18 protein-coding genes are annotated in these 16,000 nt (G+C 57.0%); 8 read left to right on the top strand and 10 right to left on the bottom strand.

Features of this window, described 5'->3' with window-relative positions; genetic code table 11:
• Window positions 1-318: 318 nt before the first annotated feature.
• The 5 genes from ACEQFP_RS11010 to ACEQFP_RS10990 all read left to right on the top strand — a co-directional run bounded on the left by ACEQFP_RS11010 (window position 319) and on the right by ACEQFP_RS10990 (window position 5,299).
• Entirely contained in the window at window positions 319-2,115 is a 1,797-nt protein-coding gene (locus ACEQFP_RS11010; protein WP_005281753.1) for an aryl-sulfate sulfotransferase, read from the top strand.
• Between the two features lie 96 nt (window positions 2,116-2,211).
• Window positions 2,212-2,850: a thiol:disulfide interchange protein DsbA/DsbL gene (locus tag ACEQFP_RS11005; RefSeq protein WP_225856992.1), complete on the top strand. Its 639-nt coding sequence runs from the start codon at window positions 2,212-2,214 to the stop codon at window positions 2,848-2,850.
• A gap of 16 nt (window positions 2,851-2,866) precedes the next feature.
• Entirely contained in the window at window positions 2,867-3,568 is a 702-nt protein-coding gene (gene dsbI / locus ACEQFP_RS11000) for a protein-disulfide oxidoreductase DsbI (protein ID WP_005297354.1), read from the top strand.
• 167 nt (window positions 3,569-3,735) lie between these two features.
• Window positions 3,736-4,443, top strand: coding sequence for an N-acetylmannosamine-6-phosphate 2-epimerase (locus ACEQFP_RS10995; RefSeq protein ID WP_005281747.1), 708 nt, complete (start codon window positions 3,736-3,738; stop codon window positions 4,441-4,443).
• A complete protein-coding gene (locus ACEQFP_RS10990) occupies window positions 4,424-5,299 on the top strand; it encodes an N-acetylmannosamine kinase (RefSeq protein ID WP_370546988.1) in 876 nt (291 codons plus the stop codon). The genes ACEQFP_RS10995 and ACEQFP_RS10990 overlap by 20 nt, the downstream gene beginning before the upstream one ends.
• A 423-nt stretch (window positions 5,300-5,722) precedes the next feature.
• Here the strand turns inward: ACEQFP_RS10990 and sspB are convergent, their stop codons facing one another.
• From sspB to zapE, 5 genes are all read right to left on the bottom strand, one after another.
• Window positions 5,723-6,208, bottom strand: a complete 486-nt coding sequence (gene sspB, locus ACEQFP_RS10985) for a ClpXP protease specificity-enhancing factor (RefSeq protein WP_005297348.1) — start codon at window positions 6,206-6,208, stop codon at window positions 5,723-5,725.
• 2 nt (window positions 6,209-6,210) lie between these two features.
• Window positions 6,211-6,852, bottom strand: a complete 642-nt coding sequence (gene sspA / locus ACEQFP_RS10980; protein ID WP_005281737.1) for a stringent starvation protein SspA — start codon at window positions 6,850-6,852, stop codon at window positions 6,211-6,213.
• 335 nt (window positions 6,853-7,187) lie between these two features.
• On the bottom strand, window positions 7,188-7,580 hold the full coding sequence (rpsI, locus tag ACEQFP_RS10975) for a 30S ribosomal protein S9 (protein WP_005281735.1): 393 nt from the start codon (window positions 7,578-7,580) through the stop codon (window positions 7,188-7,190).
• A gap of 14 nt (window positions 7,581-7,594) precedes the next feature.
• Complete coding sequence (gene rplM / locus ACEQFP_RS10970) at window positions 7,595-8,023, bottom strand: 50S ribosomal protein L13 (RefSeq protein ID WP_005281730.1); 429 nt, start codon at window positions 8,021-8,023, stop codon at window positions 7,595-7,597.
• A 261-nt stretch (window positions 8,024-8,284) separates the two neighbouring features.
• Window positions 8,285-9,403 (bottom strand): cell division protein ZapE, encoded by a 1,119-nt coding sequence (gene zapE, locus ACEQFP_RS10965; protein WP_035597425.1) that lies wholly within the window; start codon window positions 9,401-9,403, stop codon window positions 8,285-8,287.
• A gap of 239 nt (window positions 9,404-9,642) precedes the next feature.
• On the opposite strand from zapE, the gene zapG reads away from it, so the two are divergent.
• The 3 genes from zapG (at window position 9,643) to degS (ending at window position 12,656) form a co-directional block, all read left to right on the top strand.
• Entirely contained in the window at window positions 9,643-10,035 is a 393-nt protein-coding gene (gene zapG / locus ACEQFP_RS10960; RefSeq protein ID WP_005281726.1) for a Z-ring associated protein ZapG, read from the top strand.
• Window positions 10,036-10,180: 145 nt separating this feature from the next.
• Entirely contained in the window at window positions 10,181-11,497 is a 1,317-nt protein-coding gene (locus tag ACEQFP_RS10955; RefSeq protein ID WP_047060472.1) for a Do family serine endopeptidase, read from the top strand.
• Between the two features lie 97 nt (window positions 11,498-11,594).
• Entirely contained in the window at window positions 11,595-12,656 is a 1,062-nt protein-coding gene (gene degS, locus ACEQFP_RS10950; protein WP_035597399.1) for an outer membrane-stress sensor serine endopeptidase DegS, read from the top strand.
• A 106-nt stretch (window positions 12,657-12,762) separates the two neighbouring features.
• On the opposite strand, the gene murA is transcribed toward degS, so the two are convergent.
• The 5 genes from murA to mlaD all read right to left on the bottom strand — a co-directional run bounded on the left by murA (window position 12,763) and on the right by mlaD (window position 15,999).
• Window positions 12,763-14,019: a UDP-N-acetylglucosamine 1-carboxyvinyltransferase gene (gene murA, locus ACEQFP_RS10945; RefSeq protein ID WP_005281720.1), complete on the bottom strand. Its 1,257-nt coding sequence runs from the start codon at window positions 14,017-14,019 to the stop codon at window positions 12,763-12,765.
• A gap of 63 nt (window positions 14,020-14,082) precedes the next feature.
• Window positions 14,083-14,337 (bottom strand): BolA family iron metabolism protein IbaG, encoded by a 255-nt coding sequence (ibaG, locus tag ACEQFP_RS10940; protein WP_005281719.1) that lies wholly within the window; start codon window positions 14,335-14,337, stop codon window positions 14,083-14,085.
• A 152-nt stretch (window positions 14,338-14,489) separates the two neighbouring features.
• A complete protein-coding gene (gene mlaB / locus ACEQFP_RS10935) occupies window positions 14,490-14,792 on the bottom strand; it encodes a lipid asymmetry maintenance protein MlaB (RefSeq protein WP_005281717.1) in 303 nt (100 codons plus the stop codon).
• Window positions 14,792-15,442 (bottom strand): phospholipid-binding protein MlaC, encoded by a 651-nt coding sequence (gene mlaC, locus ACEQFP_RS10930; protein WP_005281715.1) that lies wholly within the window; start codon window positions 15,440-15,442, stop codon window positions 14,792-14,794. The genes mlaB and mlaC overlap by 1 nt, the downstream gene beginning before the upstream one ends.
• A gap of 20 nt (window positions 15,443-15,462) precedes the next feature.
• Window positions 15,463-15,999 (bottom strand): outer membrane lipid asymmetry maintenance protein MlaD, encoded by a 537-nt coding sequence (gene mlaD, locus ACEQFP_RS10925; protein ID WP_047060474.1) that lies wholly within the window; start codon window positions 15,997-15,999, stop codon window positions 15,463-15,465.
• Window position 16,000: the final 1 nt, after the last annotated feature.

Raw genomic sequence — 16,000 nt, 5'->3', positions numbered from 1 at the left:
ATTACCGAATTAAATTACGTGACTATCATCAAATTATTCTTATCAGGCCGCGAGACACCACTGTTCTTTTAATCAATTAGGAAAATACAAGCTAGTGTAATACCATTAAAATTAAAACCATATAATATATTCTCCTGCATAATAATCATCTGCGCCATGTAATTAATCGAACTCGCGTATCATTTATCATCGCCTGATTGATGACCTAGGCGTATGCCAGGTCATAGCAAATTCCCCTTTTGGGATAGCGCGGAGGGTCAATTCGCCCGCCCCTCCTCTGAGGATCAACATGGATTATTGCAACGTTAGGAGAATACTATGCTGCGTACAACCAAAAGAGGCCTGATCGTCGGCGCCATCGCATTGGCCATCGGCACCCTCTCCCTCAACCTGCAAGCCGCAGGCATGCCAGCCGCACCCGCCGTCGGAAATCTCGGTTCTGTCGTCGTCGATCCCTATGGTAACGCTCCCTTAACCGCCCTCATCAACCTCAACGGGAAAACCCTCTCCAACGTCAAAGTTACGGTGCATGGAAAAGGGAAGAATGGTGTCGCAATCAGTTATCCGGTCGGCCAACAATCCTTACTGACCTATGATGCCATCCCTATTTTTGGTCTGTATCAAAAACACGATAATAAGGTCACCATCGAATACAGTTTGGCAGGAAAAACCAAGAAAGATGACTATATCATTCGGACATCTGCCATCGTTAATAAATATATGGACAACCGCTCACTCAGCGATTTACAACAGGTGAAAGTGGTAAAAGTCGCGCCAGATTTTAAAGATCGCCTGTATCTAGTGAATAGCCATACCTTTACACCGCAAGGCTCCGATTTACACTGGAGCGGAGAAAAAGATAAGAATGCTGGCTTACTCGACGCGAATCCTGCCGCCGGCTCGCTACCCTTCGACATCGCCCCCTTTACCTTCATTGTCGATACTCAGGGAGAATATCGCTGGTGGCTCAATCAGGATGCGCTGTATAGCGCTCATGACGTAGACGTCAATCGGCGCGGCTACCTGATGGGGATCCGCGAGACCCCTCGCGGTACCTTCACCGCCGTTCAGGGGCAACGCTGGTATGAGTTCGATATGCTAGGTCAGGTGTTAAATAATCACCGCTTGCCGCGCGGCTACCTGGATGCGACCCACGAATCGGTGGAGACCCCACGAGGTACCGTGCTGCTACGTGTCGGCAAGCGTAACTACCTGCGGGAAGATGGCCAGCGGGTCCACACCGTGCGCGACCATATCTTAGAGGTGGATAAGTCCGGCCGCGTCGTCGACGTGTGGGATCTCAACCTCATCCTCGACCCGTTGCGTGACAGCCTGCTCGGTGCTCTCGATGCCGGCGCGGTGTGCGTTAACGTCGACCTGAACCACGCCGGGCAGCAAGCCAAGCTAGAGCCAGATACCCCGTTCGGTGACGCGCTGGGCGTCGGCCCGGGGCGCAACTGGGCCCACGTCAACTCCATCGCCTATGATCCTAAGGACGATAGCATCATCCTCTCCTCCCGCCATCAGGGAGTCGTCAAGATCGGGCGTGACAAGCAGGTGAAGTGGATCCTGGCGCCGGCAGAGGGATGGAATGAACAACTGTCCAGCAAGCTACTCAAGCCGGTCGATGCGAAAAATAAGCCACTGGCGTGTAATGCGAAAGGTGTATGCGACAACAGCGACTTCGACTTCGTCTATACCCAGCACACGGCCTGGCTGTCGCCGAAAGGGACGCTGACGGTATTCGACAATGGTGATGGCCGCCACCTGGAGCAACCGGCGCTGCCCACTATGAAATACTCACGTATCGTCGAGTACAAGATCGATGAGAAAAATATGACGGTGCAACAGGTCTGGGAATACGGTAAGGATCGCGGCTACGAGTGGTACAACCCGATCACCTCGATCGTCGAGTATCAGCCGGATCGCGACACCATGTTCAGTTTTGGTGGATCCACCAATCTATTCGAAGCTGGCCAACCCACCATCGGGCGCCTGAATGAGATCGACCATAAGACCAAAGAGGTCAAGGTCGAACTGGATGTGCTATCCGATAAACCCAACCAGACACATTATCGCGCACTACCCATCCGTCCGCAGGGACTGTTTCTGTAATGCCGCCGCGTACGTCCTGCAGGGCGTACGCGAGTCATCTCTATGAGGAAAGGAGTATCCATCATGCGTATCACTCTGACTAAGCATTCACTCAGCATGCTGCTCGGCAGCGCCCTGCTAGCCTGTTCCCTCAGCGCGAGTGCCTTCAGCGAAGGCACCGATTATGTGGTGCTGGACAAGCCAATCCCCAATGCACAGGGTACCCTAATCAAGGTCTTTAGCTACGACTGTCCCTTCTGCTACAAGTATGACAAGGCGGTGACCGGGCCGGTGGTGGAGAAAGTAAAAGGGGCAGTACGCTTCGAACCCTATCACCTGGATACCAAGGGAGTCTATGGCCCACAGGCAAGCGAATTGTTCGCCGTGCTGCTGAATAAAGATCGCGCCGCCGGTCTCTCTACTTTTGATGAGGCGTCTCAATTCAAGAAGGCCAAGTTTGCCTACTACACCGCCTATCACGACAAGAAAGAGCGTTGGGGAGATGGCAAGGATCCGGCGGCCTTTATCCAGACTGGGCTCCAGGCCGCCGGATTAAGCCAGGCCGAGCTGGAGCAAGGCCGCAACGATCCGGCGGTGCAGAAAACCTTAGCCGAGTGGAAAGGCGCCGCCTATGATGTCGCCAAGATCCAAGGCGTCCCTGCCTATGTAGTCAACGGTAAGTACCTGATCATGACCAAGAGTATCAAGTCTATCGACTCGATGGCCGCGTTGGTCAACGAGCTGGCCGCTAAATAGCCTAAGGAGAGACGCTATGTTTGCAACACTGTGGCATGATCTGCGCCGAAATCCACTGACAACCTTGGTTCGTTGGCAAGATCGGCGTTTCCTGTGGCTACTGATGGCCCTGGTGATGGGCGGTTTGGTCGTCCTGGCACACGCCTTCTTTCAGATCTACCTGTACATGGCGCCCTGCGAACAGTGCGTCTACATCCGCTTCGCCATGCTGGTAATGGTAATCGGAGGGTTGGTCGCGGCCATCAATCCCCGCAACCTGCTTCTGAAGCTGTTTGGCTGCCTCGCCGCCTTCTATGGCACGGTGATCGGCATGGGATATTCCATTAAGCTGAATGCCATCCACCACGCGGTGCACAGTCCTGATGCCTTATTCGGCGTACAGGGTTGCTCGGCCGAGCCTCACTTTCCTTTTGGGCTACCGCTAGCCGACTGGTCCCCTTCCTGGTTCAAGCCGACAGGCGACTGTGGCTACGACGCACCAATGGTTCCCCAAGGCGTCAGCCTGGACGGTGTGCAGCGTTGGTTTATCGATATGTATGTCCAGGCCGATGGCTGGTATCTGATCCCATCGATGAAGCTGATGAACATGGCCCAGGCCTGTTTCCTGGCGTTCGCACTCTGTTTCGCGATCCTGACGATCATGACCCTGGCCTGGGGGATCCATCTGTGGCGTACACGTACTGCGGCCGCCAGCCATTCTCCCTCTACCCCACGTTAATCTAGCGGCGGAGTTTCACTCCGCCGTTTACTCCTCTCCTGAGCAACAATCACCGGCGATAGTTTGATGCGACTCACGCTTCCTTCTATTTCACCTTGATGGAGTATTACTCCGTATAATAAATTCATATGGAGCACAGTTTACACATACCAACAAGGTGAGGGTCTATGTCGGTATTCACCACACTACAGCAGAACATCGAGCGCAATGGCGCCTTAATCGTTTCCTGTCAGCCGGTCCCGGCTAGCCCGATGGATCGTCCGGAGATTGTCGCCGCCATGGCCAGCGCCGCCGTGCAAGCTGGCGCCGCCGCGCTACGCATCGAAGGCATCGCCAACTTGCACGCCGTACGGGCCTGCGTCAACGTGCCGATCATCGCTATCCTCAAACGCGATCTGGATGACTCCCCAGTACGCATCACACCGTTCCTGGCCGATGTCGATGCCTTGGCGCAGGCCGGCGCCGATATTATTGCCTTCGATGGTACCCAGCGCAGACGCCCGGTGAGCCGTGAGGCTCTGCTGGAACGAGTCCATGCGCACGGTTGTCTGGCGATGGCCGACTGCTCCAGCCTAGAGGATGGCCTCGCGTGCCAGCAACTCGGCTGCGATCTCATCGGTACCACGCTCTCCGGCTACACCTCCGAGCCGACACCGAGCGCACCCGATCTGGCGCTGGTTGCCGCCCTAAGTGAAGCCGGATGCCGGGTCATCGCTGAGGGACGTTATAACACCCCGGCGCAAGCCGCTCAGGCGCTCGCACAGGGTGCCTGGGCTGTCACCGTCGGTTCGGCGATCACCCGTATCGAACATATCTGTCAGTGGTACTGTCAGGCCCTCTTAGCGGAAACACAACATGACTATTCTGGCCATTGATCTCGGCGGGACCAAACTCGCCAGCGCGCTGGTTAACAACACGGGGGAGCTCAGCGAGCGCCTCGAAGTCATGACGCCAGACAAGGGCGATCCCCGCGCCTTGGAGATAGCATTAGGCCAGTTATTAGCCCACTACCATGGACAGGCACAACGAGTGGCCGTCGCCTCCACAGGGATCATCCACCAGGGTGTATTGACCGCCCTGAATCCCGCTAATCTAGGTGGCCTAAATCGTTTCCCGCTGCAGGCCTGCATCGAACGCCTCAGCGGTTTACCCTGCCAACTGCTGAACGATGCGCAAGCCGCCGCTTGGGCGGAATATCTCGCCCTAACACCTGCCGGGCAGGATATGACCTTCATCACCGTCTCGACGGGTGTCGGCGGCGGCATCGTGCTCGATGGTCGGCTACGAGTCGGCCATGGCGACTTCGCCGGCCATCTCGGGCACACGCTGGCCGATCCAGCTGGGCCGCGTTGTGGCTGTGGGCGCATCGGTTGTGTCGAAGCTATCGCCTCAGGACGAGCCATTGCGGCGGCAGCGCAGGGGATGCTGGCTGGATTGGACGCGCGCGCCATCTTCCAATATGCGGCGGCGGGCGACGATCAGGCGCGCCGCCTAGTGGATCGCTCGGCACAAACGATCGCTCAGTTGATCGCCGACTTACGCGCCACCTTAGATATACAGCGTGTGGTGCTCGGTGGTAGCGTCGGGCTGGCATCGGGTTATCTGGAGCAGGTCCAACATCATCTGTACCAGATGCCACAGGCTTATCATGCCACGCTCTCTCTGGCGCATCACCGGCGTGATGCCGGATTGATCGGGGCAGCCCTCTGGAGCCATAGGGAAACAATATAGTGAGTAAAGCGCGTATCGATTTCACCCTGGCAGCTCGAGTGAGCATCGCCCTGCTCAGAACGAAGGCGTCGATCGCTGATGCGTCCCCCTATCGCCTCCCTAGGCTCGCGAGTTAACGCCGGGAGTATGGAGGATATTTCGCCCCGCAAACCAGATAAAATCGGTGGCCGCGGCCATCGGCCAGACCCCATTCGGAACGTCATGGCGCAGTAACACCACGACACGCTCAGGGAAGAGAATAGATAAGTGCAGTACGGTGACGAGCAGCAGATGCACACTGCCGCGCGAGCACCATCCTCTTTGACGTGTGATGCGCCGCGCCCCCTCGCGGAGCATCACACTTTTTTATCGATTTCCTACAGCGCATAAAAAAACCGGGAGCACAGCCCCCGGTCTCTCTGCAACGACCTATGCTTACGCGGGTTACTTCACCACGCGCAACGCCGGACGGCCTCGCGGCGGCGGCGTCGGTTCATCACCGCCGTCATCCTCCTCGATCGACGGGCCTTCGCCCTCGATCAGGGTCATCGCCGGCTCCTCGTCGCTCTCAGCCACCTGCGCTAACTCAGCATCCTGATCGTAGGCTGCCTCCGGCTCGAACATGGTACCGGCCCCATTTTCACGCGCATAAATCGCCATCACGGCCGCCATCGGCACATAGACCTGACGTGGCACACCACCAAAACGCGCGTTAAAACGTACCGCATCATCGGCCAGCTCCAACGCGCCGACCGCACGTGGGGCAATATTCAGCACGATCTGACCGTCGCGGGCATACTCCATCGGCACCATCACACCGGCACTGTTCACATCCACCACCAGATGCGGTGTCAACTGGTTGTCGAGCAACCAATCGTAAAAGGCTCGCAGCAGAAAGGGACGGCGTGGAGACATTTGCGACAGTTCCATCATCAGCCTCGGGTATGCAGGCGCATCTCACGCTCTGCTTCAGTCAGGGATGCCAGGAAGGCATCGCGTTCAAAGACGCGCGTCATGTAGCCTTTCAGCTCCTTGGCGCCAGCGCCGCTCAGCTCGATACCCAACACCGGCAGACGCCACAACAGCGGAGCCAGGTAGCAATCGACCAGGCTAAACTCATCGCTCATGAAGAACGGCTTCTGGACGAAGACCGGCGCGATAGCCAGCAGTTCTTCACGCAGCTGTTTGCGTGCAGCCTCGGCCTCTTGAGCACTACCTTTCTCGATCTTGTGCAGCAGGGAATACCAGTCACGCTCGATCTGATGCATGAACAAACGGCTCTCACCACGCGCCACCGGATAAACCGGCATCAACGGCGGATGCGGGAAGCGCTCATCCAGGTACTCCATGATGATACGGGATTCATACAGCGTCAGCTCGCGGTCAACCAACGTCGGGACCGTACGGTAAGGGTTGAGGTCAATCAGATCCTGCGGCAGATTATCCATATCTACCTGCTCGATCTCGACGCTGACACCTTTCTCAGCCAAGACAATGCGTACTTGATGGCTAAAAATGTCGGTCGGCCCGGAAAACAGCGTCATTACCGAACGTTTGTTGGCAGCGACAGCCATGAAAACCTCCAAGTTTATCTAGAAAACGGTATGAATAGATGCCCGTCAGGCCCCACACAGAGCGACGCGCAACACCCGTTGCACAATGACGCACACCAAAAAGTTGGGTAGTGAAAACATCGACTTACCCAGACCTGCGGCGCTCAAAATTTATACGTTGCAACAGGATACAAAAGTGTAGGTTAGTCTACCAGAAATTGGCGTACTTGTGGGGAGTTGATAGCGATTTCATCGATCAAATGCTTTACAGCGGCGGAGAAGAGCGCTAGCTGCAATAAAAAAACCCGGCAAAGCCGGGTTTTTTGGCATTAAGGATCTGCCGAAGCAGAAAGCCATTAACGCTTGGAGAACTGCGGACGACGACGTGCTTTGCGCAGACCGACTTTCTTACGTTCAACCTGACGAGCGTCACGAGTGACGAAGCCAGCTTTACGCAGTTCAGAGCGCAGAGTTTCATCGTACTCCATCAGAGCGCGGGTGATACCGTGACGGATCGCACCAGCCTGACCAGAGATACCACCACCTTTAACGGTGATGTACAGATCCAATTTCTCAACCATGTCGACCAGTTCCAGCGGCTGACGAACTACCATGCGGGCAGTTTCGCGACCGAAGTACTGTTCCAGAGAACGCTGGTTGATAACGATTTTACCGCTACCCGGTTTGATAAATACGCGAGCGGCGGAGCTTTTGCGGCGACCAGTGCCGTAGTATTGATTTTCAGCCATTGCCTATATCCCGATTAAATGTCCAGAACCTGCGGTTGCTGCGCCGCGTGATTGTGCTCGTTGCCCGCGTAAACTTTCAGTTTACGGAACATTGCACGACCCAGCGGGCCTTTCGGCAGCATGCCTTTAACCGCGATTTCAATTACACGCTCAGGATGGCGAGCAATCATCTCTTCAAAGGTCGCTTCTTTGATACCACCGATGTGGCCAGTGTGGTGGAAATACTTCTTGTCCAGACGCTTGTTACCGGTTACGGCAACTTTTTCTGCGTTCAGAACGATGATGTAATCACCAGTATCCACATGCGGGGTATACTCCGCCTTGTGCTTGCCGCGCAGGCGACGAGCCAGTTCAGTTGCCAAACGGCCTAAAGTTTTGCCGGTAGCATCAACAACATACCAGTCGCGTTTTACGGTTTCTGGTTTAGCTGTAAAAGTTTTCATTAAAAGCTTACCCAATTTTTAGTTACACGTTGGTGAACACAACGCTTCGATTTTCAGTGTTGAGGTTCACACGACCATCGTCCAGCAAACCTACCCCTTCGAATAGAGCCATGCCGGCACATAAAGTTTTTGGGAAAAAAACTTTGTTGTAACGTGGGGTCGCGAGATTATAGAGAAGTCGGCTTGAAAGATCGATCGCTTTTTCGCACCGCTGACGTAATTTCTCGCCAGAGACACGGGCAGCACGGCCGGATACGCCATTTAACCACGATGAGGCAGACGCAGGTAGTCCTCACTCTGCATCTCTTGCAGACGCGACAGGCAACGCTGGTACTCAAACTTCAAGCGCTCACCGCGATACAGGGTAAACATGTCACACTCGGCGCTGATGATCAGTTTGACGCGCCGCTCGTAAAACTCATCCACTAACGCTAAAAAACGCCGTGCACTCTCCTCATGATCACCATCCATCGCCTTAACGCGATGTAACAGCACGGTATGGTAGGTTCGAGCTAACACCATGTAATCTAACTGGCTACGCGCCGATTCGCACAACGCAGCGAAATCCAGCGCGATCACGCCATCCACGCGCCGTAGCACCGGTAACGGATGATGGTTAATCTCCAACGAGCCCCCCACCGCCCCCTCCTGACCGGCCAGGCGTAGAAACAGCGCGGCCATCGCCCGTTCACTCGCCGCACCCAGTGGAGTCAGATAGAGATGGGCCTGCGTCAGGGTGCGCAGGCGGTAGTCGATTCCACCATCCACATTCAACACCCGGCAATGACGCTGAATTTGAGCGATGGCGGGCAGGAAGCGGCTCCGCTGCAAACCGTTATGATAGAGCTGATCCGGCACGACGTTGGAGGTGGCCACCAGCGTGACACCACGAGCAAATAGCGCCTGTAGCAACGTCCCAAGCAACATCGCATCACAGATATCGGAAACAAAAAACTCATCGAAACAAAGGATATCGGCCTGATGCTTAAACTCATCCGCCACCAGCAGTAATGGGTCTCCTTGCCCTTGCTTGGCGGCCAGTGACGCCTGCACACGCTGCATAAAGTAGTGAAAATGCAGACGTAGCTTACGCTCCCCGGGCAAGGCATCAAAAAACAGATCCATCATCCAGGTCTTCCCGCGTCCCACGCCCCCCCACAGATATACCCCCATGATCGGCGCCAACTGCGTGGCGCCGCCGCCTAAGCAGCGAGGCAAGCGCTGACGCCAGTTCGGCGTAGGTGCCTGCCGCCAACGTGCCACCCATTGCTGATGGATCGCCTCCAATACCTCCATAGCCTGGCGCTGGGCCGCATCGGCCTGATAGTCGCCGGCAGCGAGAGCAGCGCGATAACGTTCCAGAGGGGTAGCTCTCGACAAAGAAGACGCTGACATCGTGACACGTTCCTTGAACTGGGTGACGAGGGACACACCCGACGATGCTCGGGCGTCGGTGTTCACTCTTCGATTAGCCATAACCATATGCAAAATGGTTACGGGATTCCACTCCGACAAGGTTAGCGGTTATAGTGTGGGTATCGGTAAGATGTCGTCCGGATTCTCTTCCCCGGTAATCTCGCCACCAGGCGAGCAGGATCGTTTAGACAATAGGAGTCATTATGACTTGGGAGTATGCGCTTATTGGTTTGGTTGTCGGCCTCATCATCGGGGCGTTAGCCATGCGCTTCGGCAACCGTAAACTGCGCCAACAGCAGGCGCTGCAAGATGAATTAGAAAAGAGTAAAACCGATCTTGATCAGTACCGTCAGGAGCTCGTCAACCACTTCGCCCGTAGCGCGGAGTTGCTCGACAACATGGCGAAAGACTATCGCCAGCTGTATCAGCATATGGCCACCAGCTCAAATAACCTACTGCCGGACATGCCTGCGCACGATAATCCGTTCCGCTATCGCCTGACCGAGGCGGATAACGATCAGGCGCCGGTCGAGATCCCGCCACGCGACTATTCTGAAGGGGCTTCAGGCCTACTGCGCGCCGATCGCCACGATTAAGCACATCTCCGCGCCAGCGCATGGCGCGGATCATACGGTGCGTGTGAGCTCCGCCGCCGCGCCGTGCGATATATCAGGCGGCGCGGCGCCATGACGCGTCCGCTCGCCTTCCTGCTTCTTCCGCCGTTGCTTGTAGGATGGTGCCATGACCCGCAGCTTCTCCCCGCTTCTTTGCACGCTCGCCCTCAGCCTAGGCCTCACGCTGGGGACACCACACCTTGCCCAGGCGACACTGCCGGCCGCCGTCAACGGCCAGCCACTCCCCAGCTTAGCGCCGATGTTAGCCAAGGTCCTACCGGCGGTCGTCAGCATCTACGTTGAAGGCGATCAGGCTACCCGCCGTGGTCATACTCGCCCCTTCGAGGCGATCGGTTCCGGGGTGATTATCAATGCCGCTAAAGGCTATGTCCTCACCAATAACCATGTCATCGACGCCGCTCGCCGCATCCGGGTGCAATTGGAGGATGGGCGTGAATACTCGGCACGCCTGGTCGGGCGCGACGCCGCGTCGGATATTGCCCTACTGCAGTTGCTCGACGCCCGTGATCTGACGGAGATTAAGCTGGCCGACTCCGATCGACTGCGCGTCGGCGATTTCGCCGTCGCTGTCGGCAATCCCTTTGGCTTGGGACAAACCGCAACCGCAGGCATTATCTCGGCGCTAGGACGCAGCGGGTTGCAGCGCGAGGGGTTGGAGAACTTCATTCAGACGGACGCCTCAATTAACAGCGGCAACTCCGGCGGCGCGTTGCTTAATCTGAAGGGGGAGTTAGTGGGGATTAATACCGCGATTCTGGCGCCGTCTGGCGGTAATATCGGCATCGGCTTCGCCATCCCCAGCAACATGGCGCGTAACCTGAGCGACCAGCTGATCAAATACGGTGAAGTCAAACGTGGCGTGCTTGGCATTCGCGGGCGAGACATGACGGCAGATCTGGCTAAAGCCTTTAATCTGGATACCCCACACGGCACCTTCGTCAACGAGGTGTTACCCAAATCGGCCGCCGCCAAGGCTGGTATTAAGGCCGGGGATATCTTGCTCTCACTCAATGGCACACCGATCAGCAGTTTCGCCGAATTGCGGGCCAAGATTGGCTCCGTCGCCCCTGGAACCACGTTACAGATCGGGCTGCTACGTAACGGTAAGCCCTTGAATGTCAGCGTGACCCTCGATAACCGCCGCCTGGCCAGCGTCGCGGGGGAGAATCTCACCCCCGCACTCCAGGGCACCACCCTTAGCGCAGGGAGTTTCGCCGGGAGAGCGGGCATCCTGATCGATACGCTGGAAAAAGGCTCCCTCGCCGCCCAAGCCGGGCTACATAAAGCGGATCTGATCATCGGTGTCAACCGTATCCGCACGCCGACGATCAACGCGTTACGCCAGGCGTTGGCCACCGATCCCCCGGTGATCGCCCTGCATATCATTCGCGAGGGTCAAGTGCTGTACCTGTTGATGCGTTGAGACGCTGATTCTTTGCACAAATTTGGCGGGGGAACGCTGCCCCGCCCTCCCTTTCTCTGCTATTCTGACGCCATCCTTTTACGCTACGTCGATAATCATGTTGGTAAAACTGCTACGCTCCACTCTGCTTGGCCTGCTCGTGGCGATCGTGTTAATGATTGCCCTCCCTTCTCTGCGCCCGCACGGGTTACTCTCCCTCTTCAGCGAGGCGACGTTCGAAGAGCAACCGATCAGCTATAACGCCGCAGTGAAACGGGCCGCACCCGCGGTGGTCAATGTGTACAACGGCAGCATGAGCGGCAACAATAGCGGATTGGCAATTAAGACGCTGGGCTCCGGGGTGATCATGGATGCCAAGGGCTACATCCTGACCAATAAACATGTGGTCAGCGGCGCCGATCAGATCGTGGTCGCACTCCAAGATGGGCGCTGGTTCGAAGCCATGCTGGTCGGCTCCGACACCCTAACGGATCTGGCGGTCCTGAAGATCCAGGCCAACAACATTCCGGTCATCACCATCAACCCGAAACGGGTGCCCCATATCGGCGACGTCGTTCTGGCTATCGGCAACCCCTATAATATCGGCCAGACCACCACACAAGGGATCATCAGCGCGACCGGGCGTGTCGGGCTGAGTACCTACGGCCACCAGAATTTCTTACAGACCGATGCCTCCATCAACCACGGTAACTCGGGTGGCGCATTGGTCAACTCACTCGGCGAACTGGTTGGCATCAACACCCTCTCGCTCGATAAGAGCAACGATGGTGAGACCCCGGAGGGGATCGGCTTCGCTATTCCCACCGCCTTAGCGACCAAGATCATGAATAAGCTGATCCGTGATGGCCGGGTGATCCGTGGATTCATTGGTATCAGCGGGCGAGAAATCGTGCCGATACGCAGTCAACCGGCCAGTTCGGAGCGTATTCAGGGGATCATCGTCAGCAACGTGGCCAGCAATGGTCCAGCGGCTCAGGCGGGTATCCGCCCCGGCGATATTGTACTCAACGTCAACGGCAAGCCGGCGATCAGTGCGACGGAAACCATGGATCAGGTTGCCGAGATTCGGCCTGGCAGCGTGGTGCCGGTCACCATCATGCGCAACGGCGAACGCCTGACACTCAACGTCACCATCGCCGAGTTCCCCAACGTCGACTGACGGCTCATGGTCAGCGCCTCCGCCCTCCGACGCATAATGTGACGAGCCCTCTGTCCCATCGGGGCGGAGGGCTCGTTATTCGCCTAGCGAAAAGCCAGCGCGCGCGTTACTCGCCGATACGCTCGATCTGGGCGCCCATGGCGCTCAGCTTCTCTTCAATGCGCTCATAGCCACGATCGATATGGTAGATGCGATCGACCAGGGTGGTACCCTGCGCGATGCAGCCCGCGATCACTAGACTGGCAGAAGCTCGCAGATCCGTCGCCATCACCTGAGCACCAGAAAGCGTCTCTACGCCGTGACAGATGGCGGTATTGCCTTCGATCTCGGCGTGCGCGCCCATACGGATCAACTCGGGGATGTGCATGAAACGGTTTTCAAAGATCGTCTCGGTGATCACGCCCGTCCCCTCGGCCACTAAGTTCAGTAGGCTGAACTGAGCCTGCATATCGGTCGGGAAACCCGGATGGGGTGCGGTGCGAATAGTCACGGCCTTCGGACGTTGGCCATGCATATCCAGTGAAATCCAATCGTCGCCGACTTCAATATCGGCCCCAGCCTCACGCAGCTTAGCCAACACCGCATCCAACGTATCGGGACGGGTATGGCGGCACACCACACGCCCACGAGAAACGGCGGCGGCAACCAGGAACGTACCGGTTTCGATACGATCCGGCAGGACACGATAGACCCCACCACCGAGACGCGCGACCCCTTCAATCGTAATACGATCAGTCCCGGCACCGCTGATCTTAGCGCCCAAGGTATTCAGGAAACAGGCCGTGTCGACGATCTCCGGCTCACGCGCGGCGTTCTCGATCACCGTCGTTCCTTCGGCCAAGGTCGCCGCGCTCATGATGGTCACGGTGGCACCGACGCTCACCTTATCCATCACGATATGCGCTCCGCGGAGACGCCCTTGAACCGAGGCCTTCACATACCCCTCTTCCAGGCGGATCTCCGCCCCTAGCTGCTCCAGCCCGGAGATGTGCAGATCGACCGGACGAGCACCGATGGCGCAGCCGCCCGGGAGAGAGACCTGCCCATAGCCAAAGCGCGCCACCAGCGGCCCCAGCGCCCAGATAGAGGCACGCATGGTCTTCACCAACTCATAGGGGGCACACAACTCATTGACGTTGCTGGCGTCGACATGTACCGAACCATTGCGCGCCACCTTGGCGCCCAGCTGGCTGAGCAGTTTCATGGTGGTATCGATATCACGCAGCTTCGGCACGTTCTGGATCTCAACCGGCTCCTCGGCCAGCAGAGCGGCAAACAAGATCGGTAGCGCAGCATTCTTCGCACCGGAAATCGTCACCTCACCGTCCAGACGGGTCGGCCCCTGCAAACGAAATTTATCCATTTAATCGCGTTCTCGCTTAATCAGTTATCGCTCGCCGCCCGCCCTGAGGCCGACGACGCAAAATCATAGACCGCTCAGTTTACGGTCGCGCTGCCACTGCTCTGGGGTATAGGCCTTGATAGTCAGCGCATGGATGCGGTTATCCGCGATGTACTCCATCAGCGGAGCATAGACCGCCTGTTGCTGTTTCACCCGGCTCATGCCGGCAAACAGCTCACCCACGACGATAACCTGAAAATGGCTACCGTCCCCGGTGACATGGGCTTCCTGCAGGGCCAATGCGTTCATCAGCACGTCTTTGATTTGATCGTTGTCCATGGCGTTCGACTCTTTTCCGGTTATCCAGCCTATCGATAGGCAGCGTTTAGGGGGTACATATTAGAGGAAACTTACGCCGGCTGAAATAGTGAAAAGCCCCCATTCACGCCGGTGTCGGGGGCTTCGTCACTATTACCTGTGATTACCTAGCGTTAGCTAACATCACTCTCACACAACACGATCTCATGTAGGTTGTATAAGGCGATCAACGTATGCAGGCGATCACTGACGCCACGCAGGGGGAGCGGAGTTCCCGGGCAGAGATTCTGCACATGCAGCAGCAGCGCTAACCCCGCCGAGTCCACCCGCGTCACCCCACTGATATCCAGGCAGTTAATCCCCTGAAACAGGGCTTGGCGCTGGCGCCAAAACTCCCCTAACGCGTCACACACCAACTCGCCGTGCAGGCGCAGGATCGTGCCATCGCGCTGCCAACGCAACGCATCTTGCTGCATCACTGCTTACTGTCCAAGGTGATGGGTTGCTTGGCCGACGTGATCAGTTGCTGCGTCAGGCCATCCACGCCTTTCTCGCGTAACAGGGCCGCCCACTCATTCTGCTTAGTGGTGATCATGCTCACCCCTTCCGCGATCATGTCGAATGCCTGCCAATGGCCGGTCTGGCTGTTCTTACGCCATTGGAAATCGAGGCGCACCGGCGGACGACCTTGATTATCCAGGATGGTGACGCGAATGGTGACGATGGTAGCATCCCCCAGCGGGCGCTCCGGCGCCACCTCGTAGTGCTGGCCATGATACAGCGCTAACGCCTGACCATACACCTGCTCCAAGTAGCTTTGAAACGCCTTGAAGTAGGCATCGCGCTGCGCCGGCGTGGCGCTACGATAATACTGTCCCAGCACCAGGGCGCCGGCATATTTGACCTGAACATAGGGCATCAGCTCTTCGCGCACGATGGTACGCAGGTAGTTGGGATCCTGCTTGATGCGAGGCTGCTCATCTTTTAAGCGCGTAAAGGTACGCGCCGCGGCCTGATTCATCAGTGTATAGGGGTTACTTTGATCTAGCGTCGGCGTGCTAGCGGCCTGAGCGGCGAACCAAGGCGTCACGCACAACAACGCGGCCATCACAATACGTTTTAACATAACAGACTTCCTCGTCGTGATTAATGGGCGACAGACACCGGCGCACTCGCCGCCGGCTGTGATTGATCAGCGGCATTATTCTTCTCGTCGCCGCCGCTCTTATACAAGAACTGACCGATCAGATCCTCCAACACCATGGCGGACTTGGTGTCCTGGATGGTACCGCCATCCTTCAGGATAGCCGTCCCCATCTCCGGATCTTCGAAGCCGACGTTGAGCGCCAGGAACTGCTCCCCCAGCAAGCCTGAGGTCCGGATCGCCAACGAGCTGGTGTCCGGAATATGGTTGTAACGCGTATCGATGTCCATCGCTACCTTCGGCAGATAGGTCTGCGGATCCAACGAGATGTTCGCGACGCGCCCGATCACCACCCCACCGATCTTCACCGGTGAGCGCGCCTTAAGGCCACCGACATTATCGAAGGTCGCATACAGGCGATAGGTCGGCTCATTGCCCAGTGACTTCACGTTGGCCACTTGTAGGCAAAGGAATACCGCGGCACACAGGGCGATCAACATAAACAGGCCGACCCAGATTTCAGTTTTTTTCGTTTGCATC

Origin of the sequence: Edwardsiella sp. A.80236 (assembly GCF_044540725.1) — a bacterium.
Taxonomy (GTDB): Bacteria; Pseudomonadota; Gammaproteobacteria; order Enterobacterales; family Enterobacteriaceae; genus Edwardsiella; species Edwardsiella tarda.
The sequence above is the reverse complement of the archived record's forward strand: the minus strand, read 5'-3'. Positions and strand labels throughout refer to the sequence as shown.